This window comes from Novosphingobium sp. Chol11 (assembly GCF_900218065.1).
GTDB classification, from domain to species: Bacteria; Pseudomonadota; Alphaproteobacteria; order Sphingomonadales; family Sphingomonadaceae; genus Sphingobium; species Sphingobium agri.
On record NZ_OBMU01000001.1, the window covers coordinates 440,841 to 463,185 of the forward strand.

The window sequence follows — 22,345 nt, forward strand, 5'->3', positions numbered from 1 at the left end:
CTTACTCGCTCCCCTCCCGCAAGCGGGAGGGGTTGGGGGTGGGCAAATGCGCAAGCGTGGTGGCTATGTGTGACATCACGCCTTCCAGATTGGTCAGCACATCTGCATTGGTGAAGCGCAAAATGGAATAGCCTTGGGCGCGGCAATAGGCGTCGCGGCGGGCGTCGTAAGCGGCTCTGTTGTCGTGGGTGGAGCCGTCGAGTTCGATGATGAGCTTAGCCTCGCGACAGAGGAAATCGGCGAAATAAGGGCCGACTGGGATTTGGCGGCTGAATTTGTGGCCTGCGAGCTGGCGATTGCGGAGGTGCTGCCAGAGCAGGCGCTCAGGTGGTGAGGCTTCGTTTCTGAGGGATTTGGCGCGGGTGGTGTTTCGGTCTTTGAAAGGTCGCGCTGGCCCACCCCCCAGCCCCCTCCCGCCTGCGGGAGGGGGAGCAGATTGCGCTTCTTCCTTCACGCCGCCGCCGTCAGGTTGAGGAAAACATCCTCCAGATCCGGATCCCTCGTGACCACGTCCACGATCGAGAGGCCACTTGCCTGGACGGCGCTCAAGACCTGCCCGGCATTGGCGCGGTCCTTCATGTAGGTGATGGTGAGCGTGCGCGGGTCCGACAGTTCGACCTTTTCGAAACAGGGCGCATCGGGCGGAGCGGTGATGTCGCGGTCGACGGTTACCTGCACGACTTTCTCCTGCGCCATGGCGATGAGTTCGCGGGTAGGTTTATCCGTGATGACGCGGCCATGGTTGATGATGCCGATGCGGTCGCACAGTTCCTCGGCTTCTTCGAGATAATGGGTGGTGAGGACGATGGTCACGCCCTGCGCATTGAGTTCGCGCACATAGGCCCAGAGTTGCTGGCGTAGCTGGACGTCGACGCCTGCGGTGGGTTCGTCCAGCACCAGGATCGGCGGTGAGTGGACCATGGCCTTCGCCACCAGCAGGCGCCGTTTCATGCCGCCCGAGAGGGTGCGGGCATAGGCGTTGGCCTTGTCCTCCAGATGGACGGCGCGCAGGAGTTCGAGGGAGCGGCGGCGGTCCTTGGGCACGCCATAATAGCCCGCCTGATTTTCCAGCGTTTCGAACGGCGTGAAGAAGGGGTCGAAGACGATTTCCTGCGGCACGATGCCAATGCTGTTCTTGGCATTGCGGGGGTTCTGGTCGATGTCGAAGCCCCAGATTTTTGCCGTCCCGCTCGTCTTGTTGACGAGGCCGGCGAGGATGTTGATCGTGGTCGATTTGCCAGCGCCATTGGGGCCGAGCAGGCCGTAGATCTGGCCGCGCGGGATGGTGAGGTTGATATTGTCGAGCGCGCGCTTTCCGCCTGCATAGACTTTGGTGAGGTTGGTGATCTCTATGGCGGGGGTGGGGCTGTGGGTCATGGCTGAACTCTATGGGGATCGTAGGCGGCTAAGGAAAGAGGCTGGGACGGCCGAAGTTCACAGTGTCGTTGGCTGATTTGGGCTGAAATCGCCGGGATCGCGACGGAAAGGCGGCGGGAACGCGACAGGTGGGCGACAAGATCAGGCGGGGGCGCGGGGGCGTGTTTCCAGCGCAAAGGGATCGGCCATGCGCGTCGCGTGAATCTTGAGCGCGTCGTTCCAGCAGCGGTCGAACGCGGTGCCGGTGAGGCGTTGGCGCAGGCGGTGGGCGCTGGATCGCGACATGCCGACCGACCGCGCGGCTTGGGAGACGTTGCCGGTTTCGATCAGGGCGGTGAGGAAGAGGCGCTGAAGAGCTGGGGTCCAGCGGCCATGGCCGGATGGCGGCGGTAGGTCGCGCGCGGCGGGCGGGATGGGGAGAGGCTGTTCCATCCGGCAGGATAGATCAGGGGAAATCCTATTTTGGAAGGGGCGGGAGGCGCTCTTGTGTGACGAAGTCGGCTAGGGTGCGGGAATAAAGCTGATGTTCGGCGATGAGGATGCGCGCGGCGAGGCTGTCGGCGGTGTCGCCGGGCAGGATCGCTACCTCCGTCTGCGCCAGCACCGGGCCGCCGTCCAGTTCGCTGGTGACGACATGGACGGAGCAGCCCGCATGGCTGTCGCCCGCGTCGAGCGCCTTCTGGTGGGTGTCGAGCCCCTTATATTTGGGGAGAAGGCTGGGGTGGATGTTGAGCATCCGGCCTTCCCAGCCGCCCACGAATTCCGGGGAGAGCAGGCGCATGTAACCGGCCAGCGCAACATATTCCGCGCCTGCCTTGCGCAGCTGCGCGTCGATGATCTGGTCGAACTCGGCGCGTTTCAGGCCCTTGTGGCTTTGGGCGAAGGTGGGGATGCCTTCGGCCTCTGCGAGGGTGAGCCCTGGGGCTTGCGGGTCGTTGGCGGCGACGAGGACGAGCTCATAGGGGCAGGAGGGATGCTTGGCGGCGTAAAGCAGCGCCGCCATGTTGGACCCGCGTCCGGAAATCAGAACGCCGACTTTTGCCTTTTGCATGGGGAACTTCCCTGCCGCTGCGGGAGGTGTCGGGGGTAGGCTTGCTCAAGCCGACCCTGTGACATGCCCTCTCCTAGCCCCTCCCGCCAGCGGGAGGGGGATTGGTTGATTAACCCAGATGCGTGGCGGTCCAGTCGGCCTTGGCGCTCCAGGTCTCCTGGCTGCCCTTGACGGTGCAACCCTTTTCGCCCGCTTCGACCAGCCCCACGCGGACGACTGTTTCGCCTGCGGCTTCGAGGTCGGCGGTTACGCTGTCGGCTGCATCAGCGTCCACGGCGAGCACCATGCCGACGCCGCAGTTGAAGGTGCGCGCCATTTCTTCCGGCTCGATATGGCCCTGCGCTTGCAGGAAGGCCATGAGGCGCGGCTGTTCCCATGCGTCGGCATCGACCACGGCATGGCAGCCTTCGGGCAGGACGCGGGGGATGTTTTCGAGAAGGCCGCCGCCGGTGATGTGGGCGAGCGCGTTGATCTTGCCGCCGCGTACCAGCGGAAGGAGCGGCTTCACATAGATGCGGGTCGGGGCCATCAGCGCGTCGATCAACAGCACTTCATTGTCGAAGATGGCCGGGCGGTCGAGCTTCCACCCCTTGTCGGCGGCGAGGCGGCGGACGAGGGAGAAGCCGTTGGAATGGACGCCCGAGGAGGTGAGGCCGAGGAGGACGTCGCCTGCCTTCACCTTGTTGCCGGTGAGCGCCTGGCTACGTTCCACCGCGCCGACGCAGAATCCGGCAAGGTCATAGTCTCCGGCGGCATACATGCCCGGCATTTCTGCGGTTTCGCCGCCGATGAGGGCGCAGCCGGCCTGTTTGCAGCCTTCGGCGATGCCCGCGATCACGCGTTCGGCGACGCCGCTCTCCAGCTTGCCGGTGGCGTAATAGTCGAGGAAGAAGAGCGGCTCCGCGCCCTGCACGATGAGGTCGTTGGCGCACATGGCGACAAGGTCGATGCCGACGCCGTCATGGCGGTCATGGTCGATCGCGAGCTTGAGCTTCGTGCCGACGCCATCATTCGCCGCGACCAGCAGAGGGTCGTCATAGCCAGCGGCTTTGAGGTCGAAGAAACCGCCAAAGCCGCCCAGTTCGGCGTCCGCGCCGGGTCGGCGGGTCGCCTTGGCCAGGGGGGCGATGGCACGGACCAGCGCATTGCCTGCCGCGATGTCCACGCCAGCCTTGGCGTAGCTGTAGGATTCGGTGTCGCTCATGGTTGGCCCCACTAGAACAATGACGCGGAAAACGGAACGGCAAATGGGTTGCCGCTTGGCAGATGGGGGAAATCCCGCCAAAAGGGCGCGCGTGAGCCTGTCCACTGCCTTCCAAAGCCAGATTTTCCGGCCTTCTTCGCTGCTTCGCCGCTTGTCGCGGCCCGTCCAGATTCTGGGTGCGATCATGCTTGGCCTCGCGGCTGCGGCCCTGTTCGCGCAGATGGAAGGCGAACGCGGCGTGCCGCCGATCGCCAGTGGCGGCGATTATCAGGTAGGCGGCATCAAGGTCGACGTGATGGGCAAAGATGCCAACAGCGCGCGGCAGGCGGGCTGGCGGCTGGCGCAGCGGCAGGGCTGGCGGATGCTGTGGACGCGCACCCATGGCGCGGCGGGCGTGCCGAACCTGTCCGATTCGCAGCTGGAAGCGATGATTTCCGGCATCGAGATCGAATATGAGCAGATCGGGCCGACGCGCTATGTCGCGACGCTGGGCATATTGTTCGATCGCGCGCGGACGGGGCAACTGCTGGGCGTGTCCGGAAATGTCATGCGGTCGCCGCCGCTGCTGGTCATTCCGGTGATGTGGGACGGCGGGTCTGCGGTATCCTATGAGCGGATCAACGAGTGGCAGAAGGCATGGGCGCGGTTCCGCACCGGGGACAGCGCCATCGACTATGTGCGGGTGAGCGGTTCGATCGCCGACCCCATCCTGCTGAATGCGGGCCAGGTGGGGCGGCGTGGGCGGTTGTGGTGGCGCGTGCTGCTGGACCAATATGGCGCGGCCGACGTGGTGGTGCCGATCGCCCGGTTGCAACGGGAATATCCGGGCGGCCCGGTAAGGGGCACGTTCACCGCGCGCTATGGGCCGGACGATACACTTATCGGCAGCTTCTCGCTTCGCGCATCGGCCGAAAGCGCGCTTCCGCAGATGATGGATGAGGCCGCGCGGCGGATCGACCAGCTTTATACAGCCGCGCTCAACGACGGGCGTTTGCGGCCCGACCCGTCGCTGATCATCGAGGAGCCGGTCAATCCCGACGCGCTCGAGATCGAGAATGCGACCGAGCAGCCGCTGGAGACGCTGGAGACGCCAACGCCGTCTGCGACCACCAGCAGCTTTTCGATCCAGTTCGATACGCCCGATGTGGGATCGGTGGCGCAGGGCGAGGCGGCGGTTCGGTCTATCCTAGGCGTCAGGTCGGCGGCGACGAGCAGCCTTGCGCTAGGGGGCACGTCGGTGATGCAGGTGAGCTTCGACGGCAGTGTCGATGCGTTGCGCGCCGGGCTTCAGGCGCGAGGCTTCACCGTGACGGGCTCCGGCAATGCGCTGCGCATCCGCCGGGGCGGGGCGGCGGCACCTGCCGGAGCGGGAGCGGGGACGTCAGCGCCGCAATGAGCCAGATAAGCCTGCCGTTCGAATGGCCAGGGCAGGGGACGGACGATGACTTCCTGGTCAGCGACGCCAATCATGTCGCCCTCCGCCATCTGGAAAATTGGCGCGAATGGCCCTTGGCGATCAGCGTCCTGAGCGGTCCGGCCCGGTCGGGGCGGTCGATGCTGGGCCGCCGCTTCGCCGCGATGAGCGGGGGCATGGTGATCGACGATGCGCAAGGACAGGAGGACCGGCTGCTGTTCAACGCCTGGAACGATGCGCACACGAGCGCCAAGCCGCTGCTGCTGATCGGGGACAGCGCGCCGACGCTGTGGGACGTGGCGCTGCCGGACCTGCGGTCGCGCCTCGCCGCCGCGCCGCATGTGGCGATCGAGCAGCCGGACGAGCCGCTCGCCCGCGCCCTTATCGAACGGGCGCTGGGGCGCGCGGGGTCACGATATGGGCAGGATCTGCCCGACTGGCTGCTGCGCCGGATCGAGCGCAGCTATGCCGCTATCGCCGAGGTGACGCGCCTGCTTAACGAAGCGGCATTGTCATCGGGACGTAAGATTTCCGTCGCTATGGCCAAAGAGAGTCTGCAAGCGGCTGGTTTCTTGCCTATAGTGGCGGACGATCCGCACCCCTCATCATAGTGAGAGAGACGTGGCCGAAGCTGATCCGTCCGCCAGCCTGACACTGCCCACCGACCGCTATTTCAACCGGGAGCTGTCCTGGCTAGCGTTTAACCAGCGGGTGCTGGAAGAGGCGATGAACCGCGCGCATCCGCTGCTGGAGCGGCTGCGTTTCCTGTCGATTTCCGGGGCGAACCTGGATGAATTTTTCAGCGTGCGCGTGGCGGGCCTGAAAGGGCAGCAGCTGCAGGATGTCGATATGCGCTCGGCCGACGGGCTGACTCCCGCGCAGCAGCTTGCCGCGATTGCCGATGAGACCGCGCGCCTGATGACGGCGCAGCAGAAGGTCTGGGGCGCGCTGCATGGTGAACTGACGCAGGTCGGGATCGAGGTGATGGGGCCCGCCAGCGAGATCGACGCGGGCAGCGAGACATGGCTGCGGGAGCATTTCCTGAGCCAGGTTTTTCCGATCCTGACGCCGCAGGCGCTGGACCCGGCGCATCCCTTTCCCTTCATCCCCAATCAGGGGCTGTCGATCGTCTTCGATCTGGAAAGGCTGTCGGACAAGCAGCCGATCCGCGAACTGGTGATGATCCCGTCCTCGCTGGCCCGCTTTGTCCGGGTGCCGGGCACACCGGCGCGCTACATGGCGCTGGAGGCGGTGATCCGCCGCTTTTCGGGCGACCTCTTCCCCGGCTATCGGGTGCGCAACAGCGGTGTATTCCGCATCATTCGCGACTCCGATATCGAGATCGAGGAAGAGGCGGAGGATCTGGTCCGCTATTTCCGCAGCGCCATCAAGCGCCGCCGCCGGGGCCGCGTCATCCGCATGGAGATCGAGGAGCGCATTCCCGAGCCGGTCGAGGAAATGTTGCAGGACATGCTGCAGGGGCATGAGGCGATCATTGCCGAGGTCGAGGGCTTTGTCGGCATCGGCGACCTGAGCGGCATTGTCGATGAGGATCGGCCGGACCTGAAGTTCGAACCCTATGCGCCGCGATTCCCTGAACGAATCCGCGAATATGGCGGGGATTGCTTTGCGGCGATCCGGGCGAAGGACATTGTGGTCCATCACCCATATGAAGCGTTCGACGTGGTCGTTTCATTTCTGAAACAAGCGGCGTCCGACCCAGACGTAGTGGCGATCAAGCAGACGCTGTATCGCGCGGGCAAGCAGTCGGCGATCATCCGCGCGCTGATCGATGCGGCGGAGGCGGGCAAGTCGGTGACGGCGGTGGTGGAGCTGAAGGCGCGGTTCGACGAGGAGCAGAACCTGATGTGGGCCGACGCGCTGGAACGCGCGGGCGTGCAGGTGGTCTATGGCTTCATCGACTGGAAGACGCATGCCAAGGTGTCGATGGTTGTCCGCCGCGAGGGCGAGGCTTTTCGCACCTACTGCCATTTCGGCACGGGCAATTATCACCCCGTCACCGCGCGCATCTACACCGATTTGAGCTTCTTCACCGCCGATCCCGCCTATGGCCGGGATGCCGCCGCGCTGTTCAATTACATCACCGGCTATGTCGAGCCGCAGAGCCTGGAAAAGCTGGTGATGAGCCCGCGCGACCTGCGCAATCGGCTTTGCCAGCTGATCGATGCGGAGATCGAACATGTCCGCGCCGGGCGGCCGGGCAATATCTGGGCGAAGATGAACTCGCTGGTCGATCCGGCGATCATCGAGAAGCTGTATGCGGCGAGCAACGCGGGGGTGGAGATCGACCTGATCGTGCGCGGCATCTGCTGCCTGCGGCCGGGGGTGCCGGGCATGTCGGAGAATATCCGGGTGAAGTCGGTGGTCGGCCGCTTTCTGGAGCATAGCCGCATCACCGCCTTCGGTAATGGCAAGGCGCTGCCCAACAATGGCGCGAAGGTGTTCATCAGCTCGGCGGACTGGATGCCGAGGAACTTTGACCGCCGCGTCGAATTTCTTGCCCCTGTGGAGAACCCGACCGTTCACGACCAGATTTTGGACCAGGTGATGGTTGCCAACCTGATCGACAGCGAACAGAGTTGGGAGCTGGACAGCGATGGCCATTATACCCGCGTGGATTCGAGCGATCGACCGTTCAACCTGCATCGCTATTTCATGACCAACCCGTCGCTGTCGGGCCGGGGCGCGGCGATGGACAGCGGGACGGTGCCGACTTTGCGCCTGCGCGGCCGGGCCTGACGCGCATGAATTCGATGCTGAGCCAGGTGCGCGCCATCGCCGAAACGATGGTGACATCCCCCGCCCATGCCAAGGCGCGCACGGCGATCATCGACATCGGGTCCAACAGCGTCCGCCTGGTCGTCTATGACGGGCCGCGGCGCATTCCCTTCATCCTGTTCAATGAAAAGGTGATGGCGGGGCTGGGGGCGTCGCTCGGGAAGACGGGGCGGATCGAGCCTGACGCGATGGAGCGCGGATTGCGGGCGGTGGGACGCTTTGCCCATCTGTGCCGCGAGATGGAGGTGCGCGACGTGCGCTGCGTTGCTACCGCCGCCGTGCGCGACGCCGCCAATGGCGATGAGTTCATCCTGCGCGCCAGGGACATGGGGCTGGAGGTTGAACTGCTGTCGGGGAGGCAGGAAGCGGTCGCGGCGGCCTATGGCGTGCTGTCGGGCATACCCGGCGCGGACGGCATCGTAGGGGACCTGGGCGGCGGCAGCCTGGAGCTGGCGCGAATCCGCGATGGCGCGGTGCATGAGACGATATCGCTGCCGCTGGGCGTGCTGCGCCTGCCGCAGATCCGGGCGAAGGGACCGGGCGCGCTGGAACGCTGCGTCAAGAAGATGCTGGCGAAGGCGGGCTGGAGCGCGGGGCCTGACCTGCCCTTCTATCTGGTGGGCGGATCGTGGCGCGCGCTTGCCCGGTTCGATATGCAGCTGACCAACTTTCCGCTGCCGGTCGTGCATCAATATGCCATGCCCGCATCTCGTGCCGAGCAGCTGACGCGGATCGTGTCCCATGTGGGGCGCGCGCGGTTGAAGGACATTCCGGCAATCACCGGATCGCGCGTGCCGACTTTGCCCGACGCGGCGGCTTTGCTGTCGGTGGTCGTCCGGCAATTGCAGTCGAGCGAGCTTATCGTCTCGGCCTATGGCCTGCGCGAGGGGCTGCTGTTCGAAGACCTGCCCGCCGAGATCCGGACGCATGATCCCTTGCTGGTCGCGGCGGAGGCCGAGGGCGAGGCGCAGGGGCGCTTTGCAGGCCATGGCGACATGATCGACCGGTGGATCGGGCCGCTGTTCCGTGATGACGAGCCGTCCTGGCGGCGCATCCGGCGTGCGGCGTGCCTGCTCGCCGATGTCGGCTGGCGCGCCAACCCCGATTTTCGCGCGGAGCGGGGGGTGGAGATTGCCCTGCATAGCAATTGGGTGGGCATCACCGCGTGCGAGCGGGCGATGCTGGCGCAGGCTCTGCACAGCAATTTCGGAGGATCGTCCACGCCGCCTGCCGGGATTGCGGGGCTGGCTTCGGCTGCGGCGCTGAAGCGCGCGACCTTATGGGGGCTGGCGATTCGGCTTGGCCAGCGGCTGTCCGGCGGGGTCGAGGGGCCTCTGCTCGCGTCGACGCTGGAGATGGATGGCGATACGCTGGAACTGCGGCTGAAAGGCGTGGATGTGGACCTGTTCGGCGAGGCGGTCGAGCGGCGGCAGCGGCATTTGGCGCAGGCGATGGGGGTTAAGTATCGGATGGCTTGGTGAGGGTGGGAAGGCGGACTTTACTCCCTCTCCCCTTCAGGGGAGAGGGCTGGGGAGAGGGGGGCGACGCCAAGGTTTAGCAGTCCCCTCTCCCGCCATCGCTACGCTCGGCACCTCGGCCAGAGTCACGTGCCTCTGGCCGACCCCTGAAGGGGAGAGGGGATTATAGTCCTTCTGCACCAACTTGCCCCCGCATCTATAAGGCCCTATTGCGCGCGCACATGAACAGCAAGCACGCCCCCGATCCCGCTCTCCTCGCCAAGGCCGAAACGCTTGTGGAGGCGCTGCCCTATATGCAGCGCTATGCGGGGCAGACTTTTGTCGTGAAATATGGCGGCCATGCGATGGGCGACCCCGAAGCGGCGCGCGATTTTGCCGAGGACGTGGTGCTGATGAAGGCGGTCGGCATCAATGTCGTCGTCGTCCATGGCGGCGGGCCGCAGATCGGCGCGATGCTCAAGAAGCTGGGCGTCGAGTCGCATTTCGTGAACGGGCTGCGCGTCACCGACAAGGAAACCGCGCAGATCGCCGAAATGGTGCTGGCGGGCTCCATCAACAAGGAAATCGTCGGCTGGATTTCCGGCGCGGGTGGCAAGGCGGTCGGCATTTCGGGCAAGGATGGCGGGCTCGTCCTGTGCGAAAAGGTTGGCGATACGCGCGCGCCCGATCCCAATTCGGGCATCGAGCGCAATGTCGACCTGGGCTTTGTCGGTGATCCGGTGAAGGTCGACCGGTCGATCCTCGACACGCTGTCGCAAAGCGGCATCATTCCGGTTATCGCGCCGGTGGGCATCGGCGCTGACGGGCACACCTATAATGTGAATGCCGACACGATGGCGGGCGCAATCGCGGCGGAGCTTCAGGCTTCGCGCTTCTTCCTGCTGACCGATGTGGCGGGCGTGCTGGACAAGCAGGGGCAGTTGCTGACCGACCTTGATCCGGCCGCGATCAAGATATTGCAGGAAGATGGCACGATCAGCGGGGGCATGATCCCGAAGCTGGAGACGTGCGTGAAGGCGGTCGAGGGCGGCGTGGATGCTGCCGTCATCCTTGACGGGCGGGTGCCGCATGCCATGCTGCTGGAGATTTTCACCAAGCGCGGTGCGGGGACTTTAGTGCGCCGGTAATCGTCGTTTGCAATCCGTCCTTCCCTTGTCCGTCATCCCAGCGGAAGCTGGGATCTTGGGCGGCCTGGCGTATCCTCTCCTGAGATCCCAGCTTCCGCTGGGATGACGGAGTGGGGCGAGAGGGTGATGGCGAAAGGCACTCTTGTCGCGCCATGCCCCGCTCGGCTAGAGCATCGGCAATCAATTGGAGACCACATGGCCTACGCGCTCTATCAGATCATCGTCATCCTGCTCGATGTGCTGTGGTGGATCATCATCATCCAGGCGATCATGAGCTGGCTGATCGCCTTCAATGTCATCAACACGTCCAGCGACATCGTGCGCACGATCATCGTGGCGCTCGACCGGATGACGGCGCCGATCTATAATCCCATTCGCCGGGTGATGCCTGACCTTGGCGCGCTCGACCTGTCGCCGATGGTCGTGCTGCTCGCCATCCTGATCATCCGCCAGGCCATTTTGCCGCCGATCTTCGGGCTGGTGTGAGCGTCTGGCGGCAGGACGGGACCGACCTGCTGCTTTCCGTCCGGTTGACGCCGGGCGCGGCGCGTGAGGATGTTGGCGGGTGCTGGACGGATGAGAAAGGCGCGCAGTGGCTCTGCGCGCGGGTTCGCGCCGTCGCGGAAAAGGGAAAGGCGAACGGGGCGCTCGTTGCATTGCTCGCCAAGGAGATGGATTGGCCACGCAGCGCGTTTTCGCTGGAATCGGGTGACAGCAACCGGCTAAAGCGGCTGCGTATCAAGGGCGGTGCCGACGCGTTGGTGCGGCTGTCCGCCATCATCAGGGAATGGGTTGAGGCAGCATGACCATCGGCAAGATCATCGACGGAAAGGCTTTCGCCGCCACGCTGCGCGCCAAGGTGGCTGATGGCGTATCCGCATTCGTCGGGCGCACCGGGCGCAAGCCGGGGCTGGCGGTCGTACTGGTGGGCGAGGACCCGGCCAGTTCCGTCTATGTCCGCAACAAGGGCAAGATGACGGTCGAGGCGGGCATGGAAAGCCTGGAATTCAAGCTGCCCGCGAGCATCGGCGAGGAAGAATTGCTCGACCTGGTCGAGGAGCTGAATGCGGATGACCGGGTGGACGGCATCCTGGTCCAGCTGCCGCTGCCCGGCCATATCGACGAGGCGGCGGTGATCGGGACGATCGATCCGGCCAAGGATGTGGACGGCTTCCATGTCGTCAATAGCGGGCGGCTGGCGACGGGGCAGGAGGCGCTGGTGCCCTGCACGCCGCTCGGCTGCATCATGTTGCTGAAGGACGAACTGGGCGACCTGTCGGGCATGGAGGCGGTGGTCGTCGGCCGATCCAACATCGTGGGCAAGCCGATGGCGCAGCTGCTGCTGGCGGAGAATTGCACGGTCACGATCGCGCATAGCCGCACGCGGGATCTGGCGTCGGTCGTGCATCGCGCCGATATCGTCGTGGCCGCCGTGGGACGCGCCGAGATGGTGAAGGGCGAGTGGATCAAGCCGGGCGCGACCGTGATCGACGTCGGCATTAACCGCGTGACGGACACGGAGGATGGCAAGAGCCGGATCGTCGGCGATGTCGCCACGGCCGAGGCGCTGGCGCATGTGCGGGCGATCACGCCGGTTCCAGGTGGCGTCGGGCCGATGACGATCGCGGTGCTGCTGCGCAATACGCTGGTGGCGGCCCATGCCCGCGCGGGGCTGGCAAAGCCGGAGGGGCTGTGACGGCAAGGCGGGCCGTCCTGATCGCGGCTTGCCTGACGGGGCTCGTCGCGGCGCGACCGCCGATGCGGCATCAGCCTGATCCCAGTTCCGTCTTCGCCGCCGAAATCGCCTTCAACCGCCTGGCGCGGGACAAGGGGCAGTGGACCGCCTTTCGCGCGACCGCTGCCGATGACGCGGTGATGTTCGTGCCGCAACGGGTGCTGGCGAAACAATGGCTGAAGGGCCGGGCCGATCCGCCGCAGCCGGTGAGCTGGACGCCATCCGTCATCCATGTGTCGTGCGACGGCAACATGGCGGCGAGCACGGGCAATTGGCAGCGGCCGGATGGAACGGTCGGCTATTTCACGACGATCTGGCGGCGGGACAAGCAGGGCGCGTGGAAATGGGTGCTCGACCATGGCGATACGCTGGGCGCTCCCCGTCCTGCGCCGGAATTTCTTGTGGGCAAGGTCGCGACGTGCAAGCGGGGCAAAGCGCCTGACGGAGTGGTGCCCAAGGCGAAAGCTGCGGTGCCGCCTGCCGATGAAAGCCTGATCTGGAGTGCCGAGGTTGCGCCCGATGGCGGACGGCAGGTCATGGTGCGCGTCTGGAACGGGACGGATTATGAGGTGGTGATCGATGATCGGGTGAAGGCGTCGGGGGCATGATCGAGCTGTTCATATCCGCCTTCGTCACCTTGTTCGTGGTCATCGATCCGCCGGGCTGCGCGCCCATCTACGCCAGCCTGACGACCGGCGCGAGCCATGCCCAGCGGCGGGCGATGGCGATCCGCGCGGTGGGGATCGCGGCGGTCATCCTGCTGATCTTCGCGCTGTGGGGAAAGCAGCTGCTGGGCGTACTTGGCATTGCGCTCGACAGCTTCCGGATCGCGGGCGGGATCATGCTGTTCATCATCGCGATGGACATGGTGTTCGAAAAGCGCACGCAGCGGCGCGAGGACCGGGCGCACAAGATCGCGGAGACACCCGAGATCGAGGACGTGTCGGTATTCCCGATGGCGATGCCGATGATCGCCGGGCCGGGATCGATCGCGACGGTGATGCTGCTGATGTCGCAGGCGGACGGGATCAGCCAGCGGCTGGTGGTGATCGGTGCGGTGGTGGTGACGCTGGCGCTGATGCTGGGGGCATTGCTGGCGGCGGGGCCGATCATGGCGCGGCTGGGCAGCAAGATCGAGGCGGTGATTACCCGGCTTCTGGGGGTGCTGCTGGCCGCATTGGCCGCGCAGTTCGTGATCGATGGGTTGAAGGCGAGTTTTTGACGCTTTTTAGCCGTTCGGATTGGACCTGTTGAAACCCCTACTTCTCATGAGAAAAGAAGGGCCCTTCGACAGGCTCAGGGCGAACGGAGGAGGAGGGTAAAGAAGCCGGGAGCGCTTGGGGCGCGTCCCGGCTTTTTTGGTCATGGCGGCAGGCTTTAGGCCCGGATGTCGCTTTCCGTGACCGGCGCGATCTTGATTTCGACGCGGCGGTTGCTGGCCTTGCCCTCGGCCGTGGCGTTGGAAGCGATGGGCTGGGTTTCGCCGAAGCCGCGCGTCGCGATGCGGGCCGACTGGACACCGTGGCTGGTCAGATAGTCCGCGACCGACTGAGCGCGGCGTTCGGACAGGGTCTGGTTATAGGCGTCCGCGCCATCGCTGTCGGTGTGGCCGTACACGTCGATATAGGTTTTGGGATATTGGGCCAACACGGACGACACTTCGTCCAGCGTCGGGCGGAACTGCGGCTGGACGGCGGCGCTGTCGGTGGTGAAGGTGATGCCGGACGGCATGCGCAGCACCAGATTGTCGCCGTCACGGATCACGTCGACGCCGCTGCCTGCGGTTTCCTCGCGCAGCTTGCGCTCCTGCGCGTCCATGTAAGCGCCGATGCCAGCACCCGCGACCGCGCCAATGCCTGCGCCGAGGATCTTTTCCGTCCGGTCACGCTTGCCGCCGACCAGATCGCCCAGCAGATAGCCGCCGAGCGCGCCGCCGATGCCGCCGATCGCGGCCTTCGAAATCTGACGCTGGCCGGTATTGGGATCAGTCGTGCAGGCGGCGGTGGCGAGCATGGCGGCAAGTCCCGCCGTACCCAGGATGCGATGAGAAATCCGCATAGATTTGAGTTCCCTTATTTATCTTGCACCCGAAAGCGCGGATGCAGGCCCCAATCATCGAACCGGCGCTTTTGTTCCACCAGCGAACTGAACCCCAGATGATGCAACGGTTGTGAAATTGTAAGAAACAGGGTTATAGGGCGTAGCTGACCACCATGGCCACGATCCCCCCGCACGCTCCGACGCCCTTCCCCTGGGTAGATATCGTCATCATTCTGGCGCTTGTCGCGCTGAATGGCGTCTTCGCCATGTCGGAACTGGCGATCGTATCCGCCCGCCGTCCGCGCTTGCAGGCGATGGAAAAGGCAGGGCGGCGCGGCGCGCACACGGCGCTGATGCTGGCGAGCGATCCCGGCAAGTTTCTTTCCACCGTCCAGATCGGCATCACCCTGATCGGCATCGTCGCGGGTGCCTATTCCGGGGCGAGCCTGGGTGGGCCGGTGGGTGAGCGGTTGCAGCTGTTGGGCCTGTCGCCCAACGTTGCCGAAAATCTCGGCTTTGCGGTCGTCATCGGCCTGACGACCTACGCGTCGCTGATCATCGGTGAGCTGGTGCCCAAGCAGTTCGCGTTGCGCGCGCCTGAGCCGATCGCCGTTGTCATGGCGACGCCGATGCTGTGGCTGGCGAAGATCACCGCGCCCATCGTGTGGGTACTGGACGGGTCGAGCGCGCTCATTTTCCGCCTGCTGCGCATGACGCGGGAGTCCGAACATCATGTGACGGCCGAGGAACTGCACCTGATCGTGGCGGAAGCGAGCCGTTCCGGCGTAATCGAGGAAAGCGAGCGCGCCATCATTTCGGGCGTGGTGCGGCTGGCCGACCGCCCGGTGCGCGAGGTCATGACGCCGCGGATGGACGTCGATTGGATCGACATCAACGCGGACGATGAGACGGTCCGCGCAAGGCTGCTCAAGACTCCGCACACGCGGCTTCCGGTGGGACGGGGCACGGTGGAGGATATTATCGGCGTCGTGCAGGCGCGCGACATCATGACGGCGCTGTTCCGGGGAGAGCGGCTCGATGTCGGATCGCTGATGCGCCGGGTGGAGGTGGTGCCCGACCAGGTCGACGCCATGGACGCCCTGGAAGTGCTGCGCCGCGCCGACGTGCCGATGGTGATGGTGCATGACGAATATGGCCATTTCGAAGGCATCGCGACGCCTGCCGACCTGTTGTCGGCGATCGCGGGCCACTTCGCATCCGACCGCGACGTGCATGATGAACCCGATGTCGTGGAACGGGACGATGGCAGCTTGCTGGTGTCGGGGCAGATGCCGGTGGACCTGCTGGCGGACCGGATCGGCATCGACCTGCCGGAGCACCGCGACTATGCGACGGTGGCGGGCCATGCGCTGTGGCTGCTCAAGCGCCTGCCGGAAGTGGGCGACTTCATCGAGGATCAGGGATGGCGCTTCGAGATCGTCGATATGGACGGGCGCAAGATCGACAAGCTGCTGGTGGCGGAGCGGTAGAGAACAGCTCGGGTAAGCAGGAGCCGGAAAGCGATGCTTTCCGGCTCCATGCGGTTTTTAGATGGTGGCGTTGCGGGCCTGAGACGCGTTGTGACCGCCGTTGCGGTACAGCACCTCGCGGACGCGCCCGGCATCCAGTCCGGCGTCGGCAACCGTGACGAGCACGGCGCCGTCCTTCAGACGGCCGCCATAATAGTCAGCGTCTTCCTTGCTGACCCCATGCTTGGTCAGCGCCTCATTGAGGCTTCCGCCGATCGCGCCGACGACAGCGCCGATGCCCACGGCTTCGGGGACGGCCGACGCGGCGATAGCGCCAGCGGCTGCGAGCGGCCCGACGCCGGGGATCGCCAGCGCCGCGACGCCCAGTCCTGCGCCCAGCGCGCCGCCACCCAGAATGCCCCGGAGAATGTTCCGATGGTGCTCGTCGGTGATCTCGCCGTCGCCGCTGGTGGTCGTGGTCGTGCCGCCATGGTGGGCGATGACGGACAGGTCACTGTCATTCACGCCGAGCGTGCGTAGCTCCGATACTGCCCTTTCGGCCTCTGCGTGTGAGTCGAAAATAGCTGATGCCTGTACCATGACCGGGTCCTTTCCTGGGCTTTGCTGCTGTGTTGCAGACGAGCCTGAACCCGAAGCGCATGCCGATGTTCCGTGGCAAGCGACGGGAAGAGGGTGGGCGAGCGGTAGGTGAGGTGACTGGATGGGCTTGATGATTGAAGCATGGGGTGAGCAGCGGTCGGAACCACACGAGCGTTGCGCTGGCCCACCCCCCCGACCCCCTCCCGCCTGCGGGAGGGGGAGCAGGTGCGCGCTCCTGGCTTTGGTTCCGGATGGGCCGCTTACCCCCTAAACACAACGGGCGCGGCAATCGTGCCGCGCCCGTCAGTTCGTCAGAAGGGGCTAGCCCTTATTTGCCGGGGGCAGCGGGCCCGGTCGCGGGTGCGGCGTTGGCCGGGGCCTTGCCTTCGACGCTTTCGGCGGCGTTCGTGGCGTTGCCTGCGGCTTCAGCAGGGGTGGCGCTGGCGTCGGCGGGTGCCGCGTCGGCGGCGGGCAGCGGCAGGTTGGAGCCCTGCGTGTTCATCCAGGCGATGAGGTTCGCGCGGTCGGCCGGGTTGCCGAGGCCAGCGAAGGTCATCTTGGTGCCGGGCGCGAATTCGCGCGGGCTCTTCAGCCAATGGTCAAGATTTTCGAAAGTCCAGTTGCCGCCCTTGCTCTTGAGCGCGTCGGAGAAGGCGAAGCCGCCCTTGCCCTGGCCGATGGCTTCGCCCACGGTCGCAAAGAGGTTGGGGCCGATGCCGTTGGCTCCGCCCTGATTGATGGTGTGGCATGCGGCGCACTTGGCGAAGACCTTTTCACCGGCCGCGACATCGGCGCTGGCGAGCAGGGTGTTGAGGCCGGGGCCGCTGGCCGCGCCGCCTTCACCTTCGGCCTCGACGCCTTCGATCGCATAGCCCATCTTTTCGGGACGTTCCGCGTGGAAATATTTGGAGCTGACGATGCCGCCACCCAGCGCAATGATTCCCGCAAACAACGCCCAGCCTGCAACGGTGTTGAAACGATCACTCATTTCGCTTGGATTCCCTTGAATTTCTGTTCTGGCGGCTTGGTTTCCGCGCCCCCTCTAGCGCGCTGCCATAATGGCGCAAGAGCGAACGTGCAAGCATGGTTGAACGGCGGGGCGCCGGGGCGGTGCGCGGCCAAGCGCCCGTTCCGCTTGCGCGCGCGGGGAGGAGTGCCTAAGCGCGCTGCATCCATGGAAAACTATCCTGCCCCCGCCCGCGCGCTGGTCGCGGAACTCGCTGAAAAGGCCGCAGCCGACCCGTCGCGAGCCATTGCCTATCAGGGCGCGCCGGGCGCCAATTCGCACCTCGCGGCGCTTGGATATGCGCCCGATTGGGTGCCGCTGCCCTGCTTCGCCTTTGAAGATGCGATCGATGCCGTGCGCGGCGGAATCGCAGCGCGGGCGATCATTCCTATCGAAAACAGCCTGCACGGGCGCGTCGCCGACATGCATTTCCTGCTGCCCGAATCGGGGCTGCATATCATCGACGAATATTTCCTGCGCATTCGCCACTGCCTGATGGCGGTGGATGACGGCCCGGTCAAAAGCGCGATCAGCCATCCGCAGGCGCTGGGGCAATGCCGCCATTATCTGCGCGAGCGGGGAATCCAACCGGTCGCCTATGCGGATACGGCGGGCGCGGCGGCGCTGGTGGCGGAATCGCGCAAGCCCGGCGAAGGCGCCGTCGCCCCCTATCTGGCGGCAGAGCTTTATGGGCTGAAGATGGTGGCGGAGAATATCGAGGATAGCGACGACAATATGACGCGCTTCCTCGTGCTGTCGCGCGAGCCGCAGATGCCGCAGGCCGACGACGCGCCGGTGATGACGACATTCCTGTTCGAGGTGAAGAATGTGCCCGCCGCGCTTTACAAGGCGATGGGCGGCTTTGCGACGAACGGCGTCAACATGACCAAGCTGGAAAGCTATCAGCGGGGCGCGAGCTTCGCGGCGACGGAGTTTTTCTGCGACATCGAGGGCATGCCGGGCGACCCCGCCGTGGACCGGGCGCTTGCCGAACTGGAATTCCACAGCAAGTGGGTGCGCATGCTGGGCAGTTACCGCCAGGCGCGTCCGCGGACCTGATGGAGGGACCTGAAGGGGTGACGGGCCGGGTGCTGCCGCTTATAGTCGACCCCATGCTGGCCGCGATCCTTCTTTCCGCTCTTGCCATGAGCGCGATCGTGGCGGTCCGTTACCTGGTCACCAGCGGCGGCTTTGCCTTCGCGACCCGTGTCCGGCAACCGGGCCTCTATGCCGGGCTCGACCCGCAGATCCGGCGGGAGATCGCATGGTCGCTGGCGTCCGCGTTTATCTACGGCATCCCGGCGGGCGTGGTCGCCTGGGGATGGCAGGCGCAGGGCTGGACGCGCATCTATACGGATGCCGACGCCTATCCGCTCTGGTATCTGCCGGTTTCGGTGCTGCTCTACCTCGCCGCGCATGACAGCTGGTTTTACTGGACGCATCGCTGGATGCACCGGCCGCGCCTGTTCCGCGCGGCCCATGCGGTGCACCATGCGAGCCGTCCGCCCACGGCCTGGGCGGCGATGAGCTTTCACCCGTGGGAGGCGTTGAGCGGCGCGATCGTCATTCCGGCGCTCGTCTTCCTGATCCCCATTCATGTGGCGGCTCTCGGCTGCGTGCTGACGATCATGACGGTGATGGGCGTGTCCAATCATATGGGGTGGGAGATGTTTCCGCGCTGGATGGTGCAAGGTCCGGCGGGCCGCTGGTTGATCACGGCCAGCCATCATCAGCGGCATCATGAACAATATAATTGCAATTACGGGCTCTATTTCCGTGTCTGGGATCGGCTGTGCGGGACGGATCGGGGATTGGGCGAGTTCGAGAAAGGGCGTCGATGAGGGGGAAGCTGCTGTTGCTGGCGGGGGCGCTGATGGCCGGTTCCGGCGCGGCCCCGGCGCCTGAGGCCCAGCCGCTCAGCATCGGAGTGCAGGGCTTGCGGTCCATGAAGGGCGACCTGCTCATATGCGTGGCGCGCTCGGCGGCCTATTTCCCGGATTGCAGCAAGGACCCGCAAAAGCGCCATCTGGTGGTGCCCGCGACGAACGCGGCTATTCCCTTGGGCGACATGGCTCCGGGGACTTATGCCATCGCCATCATCCATGACGAAAATGGCAATGGGAAGCTGGATACCTTTGCCGGTATCCCGCGCGAGGGCGTGGGTTTTTCCCGGAACCCGGCGATCCGCTTTGGCGCGCCGAGCTTCCGATCCGCGCAATTCGCCATGACGGGATCGGCGGTGCGTCAGGACGTAAAGATCAAATATTTCCTCTGATTGAAGTTAATCGGAACCGTAATGGCAGCGAAACATTCTAGGCGCTGACCATATTCGTGGGAACAGGGGATTTATGAATCATCGCCAGATAGTGTTCGCGGGCCTGGCCTTTATTACGCTGGGTGCCGCCAATAGCGCTTATGCCCAAGTCAAGGAGGTTGAGGACAGCAATGCACTCACCGTCGGGATCGGGGCCGCCGTCATCCCGAGCTATGAAGGGTCGGACGATTATCGCGTGATCCCCGTTCCGCAGCTGCGCGGCAAGGTGAGCGACTTCGCCTTCTGGACCCGGGGCCCGAGCCTCTATTTCGATGTGATCCCGAACCGGGGTCAGGACATCGACCTTCAGCTGGGGCCTGTCGCGGGCGTCCGCTTCGACCGGTCGAGCCTCAAGAGTATCAAGGATGACGCGGTGCGGGCGCTGGGCGAGCGTGACGTGGCGGTGGAGCTGGGCGGCTTCGTCGGCGTCGGCAAGACCGGGATCATCACCAGCGACTATGACAATCTGTCGGTGCGCGTTGCTGTGACCAAGGATGTCGCGGGGGCGCATGGCAGCTATATCGTGACGCCCGCCATCGAATATTTCACGCCGCTTTCGACGCGCAGCTTCGTGGGCCTGGGCGTGTCGGCGGATTATGTGGGCAAGAAATATGGCCGCTATTATTATGACGTCGATGCCGCCGGGGCGCTGGCGTCCGGCCTGCCGGAATATACGCGCGCGGGCGAAGGTTCGGGATTCAAGAAGATCGGCGTCAACCTGACGGGCGGCGTGTCATTGTCGGGGGACATCCGCAAGGGTTGGGCCCTGTTCGCGCTGGGCGGATATTCGCGCATGCTGGGCGACTATGCGGACTCGCCCGTGGTCAGCATCGCCGGGTCCAGGAACCAGTGGGTTGGCGCGGTCGGGGTCGGCTACACCTTCTGATCTTGTGCGGAAAGGGTGACGCCCCACATAAGGCGGTCTATGGAGGCGGCACCCAACCGCAACAAGGCAGGAGAAGACGGCAGTGGCGACCCTAGGAATGAGCGACACCGATAAGGCAGCGGTGGAGGCGTTCCGCCGCGACGTGGTGGACCCGTCGCGCACCAGCCTGGTCATCGTCGATTTCTGGGCGGAATGGTGCGGACCCTGCAAGCAGCTGACGCCGGTCATCGAAAAGGTGTGCGCCGAATATGCGCCCAAGGGCGTGAAGCTGGTCAAGATCAACGTCGATGAGAATAAGTTCATCGCCGCGCAATTCCGCGTCCAGTCGATCCCGACCGTCTATGCCGTGTTTCAGGGCCAGCCGGTCGCTGACCTCAGCCAAGCCCGCACCGAAGGACAGCTGAAGCAATATCTCGACCAGTTGCTGGCGCAGCTGCCGATCGAATCGGATGAAAAGGCGCAGCTTCAGGAAATCGCCCCGCTCATCGAAATGGGCGAGGAGATGCTGGCGGGCGGGGAGGCTGACCGCGCGCTTTCCGTGTTCGAGCAGATCGGCCAGATGGTGCCCGACAATGCAGAGGTTGCTTCCGGCCATGCGCGGGCGCTGGTGGCACTTGGGCAGCTGGACGAGGCGGAGGCGGTGCTGGCCGCGCTGCCCGCCGACGTGGCGAAGGAGCAGGCGGTGGACCGCGCCCGCGCCGCGATTGCGCTGGCGCGGGATGCGAAGCCCGTTTCGGACCTTTCCGGCATCGAGGCGAAGGTTGCGGCCAACCCCGATGATCATGACGCGCGCTTTGAACTGGCCGGTGGGTTGATGGCCAATGGCGATCGGGACCGGGCTGCCGAGGAACTGTTGGAGATCGTCCGGCGCGACCGCGAATGGAATGAGGGCGCGGCCAAGGCGCAACTGCTCAAGCTGTTCGAGGCGACCGGCCTTGAGGACCCATGGGTCGCGGGGCAGCGGCGCAAATTGTCGCAAATCCTCTTTTCCTGACGGCGGCCGGTGAATCGCGCGCGCGTCTCCATCTTTCCCTTGCCCGGAGCCCTGCTGCTGCCGGGTATGGACTTGCCGCTGCATATATTCGAGCCGCGCTACCGGGCCATGATCCACGATGCGATGGCGCGCGACCGGCGCATCGGCATGATCCAGCCGCGCGGGGAAGGGGCGAAGCCTGCGCTCTACGATGTCGGCTGCCTCGGCCGGATCAGCGAGTTCGAGCTTCTGGACGATGGCCGCTTCAACATCATCCTGGAAGGACTGGCGCGTTTTCGGGTGATCCGCGAACTCGACGTCACCACCGCTTTTCGCCAGATCGAGGCGGACGTGGAAGAGGTTGGCGAGGATGAGGTGCTCCATGCCGTCGAGCGTGCCGCCCTGGAACAGGAATCGCGGCGCTTTGCCGAAGCATTGGGCTATGTCGTCGATTGGACGGCGGTGTCACGGCTTGACGATACATCGCTGGTGAATGGCATTGCACAGATCGCGCCGTTCGATCCGGCCGCCAAGCAGACTTTGCTGGAAGCGGATACTTTAAGCGAGCGATGCGATCGGATCATCCAGTTGATGCAGATCGTCGGCCGGATGGAGCCCGATGGCGGGGCTACGATGCAATGAGCAGCGGGCCTGATCCCTTTCTGTTGGCGAAGCTCGTCTGCCCGGTGACGCGGACGCCGCTCCGCTGGGATGGGGAGCGGAGCGAACTGGTGTCGGAGGCTGCGGGGCTTGCCTTTCCGGTGCGCGATGGCGTGCCGGTGCTGGTGGTGCGCGAGGCGCGTTCGCTTTAAAGTGCTGTCATCCCAGCGGAGGCTGGGATCTCAGGAGAAGTCGTGCAGTGGGGCCTGAGA

General features: G+C 65.1%; 25 protein-coding genes and 1 pseudogene. 18 read left to right on the top strand and 8 right to left on the bottom strand.

Going from position 1 to position 22,345, the window contains the following annotated elements:
* Position 1: 1 nt before the first annotated feature.
* The 5 genes and pseudogenes from NCHOL11_RS02135 to purM all read right to left on the bottom strand — a co-directional run bounded on the left by NCHOL11_RS02135 (position 2) and on the right by purM (position 3,632).
* A complete protein-coding gene (locus NCHOL11_RS02135; protein ID WP_255254682.1) occupies positions 2 to 454 on the bottom strand; it encodes an endonuclease domain-containing protein in 453 nt (150 codons plus the stop codon).
* Positions 451 to 1,377: an ABC transporter ATP-binding protein gene (locus tag NCHOL11_RS02140; RefSeq protein ID WP_097090858.1), complete on the bottom strand. Its 927-nt coding sequence runs from the start codon at positions 1,375 to 1,377 to the stop codon at positions 451 to 453. Before NCHOL11_RS02140 ends, NCHOL11_RS02135 begins: the two co-directional genes overlap by 4 nt.
* A gap of 141 nt (positions 1,378 to 1,518) precedes the next feature.
* Entirely contained in the window at positions 1,519 to 1,809 is a 291-nt protein-coding gene (locus NCHOL11_RS02145) for a LysR family transcriptional regulator (RefSeq protein ID WP_097090859.1), read from the bottom strand.
* A gap of 40 nt (positions 1,810 to 1,849) precedes the next feature.
* Positions 1,850 to 2,428 (bottom strand): annotated as a pseudogene (gene purN / locus NCHOL11_RS02150) (phosphoribosylglycinamide formyltransferase); the annotation flags it as partial.
* 109 nt (positions 2,429 to 2,537) lie between these two features.
* Positions 2,538 to 3,632: a phosphoribosylformylglycinamidine cyclo-ligase gene (gene purM, locus NCHOL11_RS02155; protein WP_097090861.1), complete on the bottom strand. Its 1,095-nt coding sequence runs from the start codon at positions 3,630 to 3,632 to the stop codon at positions 2,538 to 2,540.
* Positions 3,633 to 3,816: 184 nt separating this feature from the next.
* On the opposite strand from purM, the gene NCHOL11_RS02160 reads away from it, so the two are divergent.
* The 10 genes from NCHOL11_RS02160 to NCHOL11_RS02205 all read left to right on the top strand — a co-directional run bounded on the left by NCHOL11_RS02160 (position 3,817) and on the right by NCHOL11_RS02205 (position 13,407).
* Positions 3,817 to 5,028, top strand: a complete 1,212-nt coding sequence (locus NCHOL11_RS02160; protein ID WP_255254790.1) for a heavy-metal-associated domain-containing protein — start codon at positions 3,817 to 3,819, stop codon at positions 5,026 to 5,028.
* A complete protein-coding gene (locus NCHOL11_RS02165; RefSeq protein WP_097090862.1) occupies positions 5,025 to 5,657 on the top strand; it encodes a chromosomal replication initiator DnaA in 633 nt (210 codons plus the stop codon). The genes NCHOL11_RS02160 and NCHOL11_RS02165 overlap by 4 nt, the downstream gene beginning before the upstream one ends.
* Before the next feature lie 10 nt (positions 5,658 to 5,667).
* On the top strand, positions 5,668 to 7,806 hold the full coding sequence (locus NCHOL11_RS02170) for an RNA degradosome polyphosphate kinase (RefSeq protein WP_097090863.1): 2,139 nt from the start codon (positions 5,668 to 5,670) through the stop codon (positions 7,804 to 7,806).
* A 5-nt stretch (positions 7,807 to 7,811) separates the two neighbouring features.
* Complete coding sequence (locus NCHOL11_RS02175; protein WP_097090864.1) at positions 7,812 to 9,326, top strand: Ppx/GppA family phosphatase; 1,515 nt, start codon at positions 7,812 to 7,814, stop codon at positions 9,324 to 9,326.
* 218 nt (positions 9,327 to 9,544) lie between these two features.
* Positions 9,545 to 10,450 (top strand): acetylglutamate kinase, encoded by a 906-nt coding sequence (gene argB / locus NCHOL11_RS02180; RefSeq protein ID WP_236575039.1) that lies wholly within the window; start codon positions 9,545 to 9,547, stop codon positions 10,448 to 10,450.
* A 195-nt stretch (positions 10,451 to 10,645) separates the two neighbouring features.
* A complete protein-coding gene (locus NCHOL11_RS02185) occupies positions 10,646 to 10,936 on the top strand; it encodes a YggT family protein (RefSeq protein WP_097090866.1) in 291 nt (96 codons plus the stop codon).
* Positions 10,933 to 11,256 (top strand): DUF167 domain-containing protein, encoded by a 324-nt coding sequence (locus tag NCHOL11_RS02190; protein ID WP_097090867.1) that lies wholly within the window; start codon positions 10,933 to 10,935, stop codon positions 11,254 to 11,256. The genes NCHOL11_RS02185 and NCHOL11_RS02190 overlap by 4 nt, the downstream gene beginning before the upstream one ends.
* The gene (gene folD / locus NCHOL11_RS02195) at positions 11,253 to 12,146 is read left to right on the top strand and encodes a bifunctional methylenetetrahydrofolate dehydrogenase/methenyltetrahydrofolate cyclohydrolase FolD (RefSeq protein WP_097090868.1); all 894 of its coding nucleotides are present in this window, start codon (positions 11,253 to 11,255) and stop codon (positions 12,144 to 12,146) included. The genes NCHOL11_RS02190 and folD overlap by 4 nt, the downstream gene beginning before the upstream one ends.
* A gap of 62 nt (positions 12,147 to 12,208) precedes the next feature.
* Positions 12,209 to 12,793, top strand: a complete 585-nt coding sequence (locus NCHOL11_RS02200) for a YybH family protein (protein WP_441339483.1) — start codon at positions 12,209 to 12,211, stop codon at positions 12,791 to 12,793.
* On the top strand, positions 12,790 to 13,407 hold the full coding sequence (locus tag NCHOL11_RS02205) for a MarC family protein (protein ID WP_097090870.1): 618 nt from the start codon (positions 12,790 to 12,792) through the stop codon (positions 13,405 to 13,407). The genes NCHOL11_RS02200 and NCHOL11_RS02205 overlap by 4 nt, the downstream gene beginning before the upstream one ends.
* A gap of 155 nt (positions 13,408 to 13,562) precedes the next feature.
* On the opposite strand, the gene NCHOL11_RS02210 is transcribed toward NCHOL11_RS02205, so the two are convergent.
* Positions 13,563 to 14,243, bottom strand: coding sequence for an OmpA family protein (locus NCHOL11_RS02210; protein ID WP_097090871.1), 681 nt, complete (start codon positions 14,241 to 14,243; stop codon positions 13,563 to 13,565).
* A gap of 155 nt (positions 14,244 to 14,398) precedes the next feature.
* Between NCHOL11_RS02210 and NCHOL11_RS02215 the strand changes: the two genes are divergently transcribed.
* Entirely contained in the window at positions 14,399 to 15,715 is a 1,317-nt protein-coding gene (locus NCHOL11_RS02215; protein WP_097090872.1) for a hemolysin family protein, read from the top strand.
* A 57-nt stretch (positions 15,716 to 15,772) separates the two neighbouring features.
* Here the strand turns inward: NCHOL11_RS02215 and NCHOL11_RS02220 are convergent, their stop codons facing one another.
* Together NCHOL11_RS02220 and NCHOL11_RS02225 are read right to left on the bottom strand one after the other, a co-directional pair.
* Positions 15,773 to 16,294: a hypothetical protein gene (locus NCHOL11_RS02220; RefSeq protein ID WP_141397797.1), complete on the bottom strand. Its 522-nt coding sequence runs from the start codon at positions 16,292 to 16,294 to the stop codon at positions 15,773 to 15,775.
* A gap of 328 nt (positions 16,295 to 16,622) precedes the next feature.
* On the bottom strand, positions 16,623 to 17,282 hold the full coding sequence (locus NCHOL11_RS02225; RefSeq protein WP_097090874.1) for a c-type cytochrome: 660 nt from the start codon (positions 17,280 to 17,282) through the stop codon (positions 16,623 to 16,625).
* Positions 17,283 to 17,468: 186 nt separating this feature from the next.
* Between NCHOL11_RS02225 and NCHOL11_RS02230 the strand changes: the two genes are divergently transcribed.
* The 7 genes from NCHOL11_RS02230 to NCHOL11_RS02260 all read left to right on the top strand — a co-directional run bounded on the left by NCHOL11_RS02230 (position 17,469) and on the right by NCHOL11_RS02260 (position 22,285).
* Positions 17,469 to 18,359, top strand: coding sequence for a prephenate dehydratase (locus NCHOL11_RS02230; protein WP_097090875.1), 891 nt, complete (start codon positions 17,469 to 17,471; stop codon positions 18,357 to 18,359).
* A 53-nt stretch (positions 18,360 to 18,412) separates the two neighbouring features.
* Positions 18,413 to 19,141, top strand: coding sequence for a sterol desaturase family protein (locus NCHOL11_RS02235; protein ID WP_097092666.1), 729 nt, complete (start codon positions 18,413 to 18,415; stop codon positions 19,139 to 19,141).
* Positions 19,138 to 19,575 (top strand): DUF2141 domain-containing protein, encoded by a 438-nt coding sequence (locus tag NCHOL11_RS02240; RefSeq protein WP_097090876.1) that lies wholly within the window; start codon positions 19,138 to 19,140, stop codon positions 19,573 to 19,575. The genes NCHOL11_RS02235 and NCHOL11_RS02240 overlap by 4 nt, the downstream gene beginning before the upstream one ends.
* A 73-nt stretch (positions 19,576 to 19,648) precedes the next feature.
* Positions 19,649 to 20,500, top strand: a complete 852-nt coding sequence (locus tag NCHOL11_RS02245) for a MipA/OmpV family protein (protein WP_097090877.1) — start codon at positions 19,649 to 19,651, stop codon at positions 20,498 to 20,500.
* Positions 20,501 to 20,597: 97 nt separating this feature from the next.
* Positions 20,598 to 21,494, top strand: coding sequence for a tetratricopeptide repeat protein (locus NCHOL11_RS02250; RefSeq protein WP_255254683.1), 897 nt, complete (start codon positions 20,598 to 20,600; stop codon positions 21,492 to 21,494).
* A gap of 9 nt (positions 21,495 to 21,503) precedes the next feature.
* Positions 21,504 to 22,115: an LON peptidase substrate-binding domain-containing protein gene (locus NCHOL11_RS02255; RefSeq protein WP_097090879.1), complete on the top strand. Its 612-nt coding sequence runs from the start codon at positions 21,504 to 21,506 to the stop codon at positions 22,113 to 22,115.
* A complete protein-coding gene (locus NCHOL11_RS02260; protein WP_097090880.1) occupies positions 22,112 to 22,285 on the top strand; it encodes a Trm112 family protein in 174 nt (57 codons plus the stop codon). The genes NCHOL11_RS02255 and NCHOL11_RS02260 overlap by 4 nt, the downstream gene beginning before the upstream one ends.
* Positions 22,286 to 22,345 lie beyond the last annotated feature (60 nt).

What these genes read in the sequence shown, in the direction of transcription:
- purM (WP_097090861.1), bottom strand. Translation starts at nt 3,632, where the DNA reads ATGAGCGACACCGAATCCTACAGCTACGCCAAGGCTGGCGTGGACATC.
- NCHOL11_RS02215 (WP_097090872.1), top strand. Translation starts at nt 14,399, where the DNA reads ATGGCCACGATCCCCCCGCACGCTCCGACGCCCTTCCCCTGGGTAGAT.
- argB (WP_236575039.1), top strand. Translation starts at nt 9,545, where the DNA reads ATGAACAGCAAGCACGCCCCCGATCCCGCTCTCCTCGCCAAGGCCGAA.
- NCHOL11_RS02145 (WP_097090859.1), bottom strand. Translation starts at nt 1,809, where the DNA reads ATGGAACAGCCTCTCCCCATCCCGCCCGCCGCGCGCGACCTACCGCCG.
- NCHOL11_RS02210 (WP_097090871.1), bottom strand. Translation starts at nt 14,243, where the DNA reads ATGCGGATTTCTCATCGCATCCTGGGTACGGCGGGACTTGCCGCCATG.
- NCHOL11_RS02140 (WP_097090858.1), bottom strand. Translation starts at nt 1,377, where the DNA reads ATGACCCACAGCCCCACCCCCGCCATAGAGATCACCAACCTCACCAAA.
- NCHOL11_RS02240 (WP_097090876.1), top strand. Translation starts at nt 19,138, where the DNA reads ATGAGGGGGAAGCTGCTGTTGCTGGCGGGGGCGCTGATGGCCGGTTCC.
- NCHOL11_RS02220 (WP_141397797.1), bottom strand. Translation starts at nt 16,294, where the DNA reads ATGGTACAGGCATCAGCTATTTTCGACTCACACGCAGAGGCCGAAAGG.
- NCHOL11_RS02200 (WP_441339483.1), top strand. Translation starts at nt 12,209, where the DNA reads ATGCGGCATCAGCCTGATCCCAGTTCCGTCTTCGCCGCCGAAATCGCC.
- folD (WP_097090868.1), top strand. Translation starts at nt 11,253, where the DNA reads ATGACCATCGGCAAGATCATCGACGGAAAGGCTTTCGCCGCCACGCTG.
- NCHOL11_RS02160 (WP_255254790.1), top strand. Translation starts at nt 3,817, where the DNA reads ATGCTTGGCCTCGCGGCTGCGGCCCTGTTCGCGCAGATGGAAGGCGAA.
- NCHOL11_RS02235 (WP_097092666.1), top strand. Translation starts at nt 18,413, where the DNA reads ATGCTGGCCGCGATCCTTCTTTCCGCTCTTGCCATGAGCGCGATCGTG.
- NCHOL11_RS02185 (WP_097090866.1), top strand. Translation starts at nt 10,646, where the DNA reads ATGGCCTACGCGCTCTATCAGATCATCGTCATCCTGCTCGATGTGCTG.
- NCHOL11_RS02250 (WP_255254683.1), top strand. Translation starts at nt 20,598, where the DNA reads ATGAGCGACACCGATAAGGCAGCGGTGGAGGCGTTCCGCCGCGACGTG.
- NCHOL11_RS02165 (WP_097090862.1), top strand. Translation starts at nt 5,025, where the DNA reads ATGAGCCAGATAAGCCTGCCGTTCGAATGGCCAGGGCAGGGGACGGAC.
- NCHOL11_RS02225 (WP_097090874.1), bottom strand. Translation starts at nt 17,282, where the DNA reads ATGAGTGATCGTTTCAACACCGTTGCAGGCTGGGCGTTGTTTGCGGGA.
- NCHOL11_RS02245 (WP_097090877.1), top strand. Translation starts at nt 19,649, where the DNA reads ATGAATCATCGCCAGATAGTGTTCGCGGGCCTGGCCTTTATTACGCTG.
- NCHOL11_RS02230 (WP_097090875.1), top strand. Translation starts at nt 17,469, where the DNA reads ATGGAAAACTATCCTGCCCCCGCCCGCGCGCTGGTCGCGGAACTCGCT.
- NCHOL11_RS02260 (WP_097090880.1), top strand. Translation starts at nt 22,112, where the DNA reads ATGAGCAGCGGGCCTGATCCCTTTCTGTTGGCGAAGCTCGTCTGCCCG.
- NCHOL11_RS02205 (WP_097090870.1), top strand. Translation starts at nt 12,790, where the DNA reads ATGATCGAGCTGTTCATATCCGCCTTCGTCACCTTGTTCGTGGTCATC.
- NCHOL11_RS02175 (WP_097090864.1), top strand. Translation starts at nt 7,812, where the DNA reads ATGAATTCGATGCTGAGCCAGGTGCGCGCCATCGCCGAAACGATGGTG.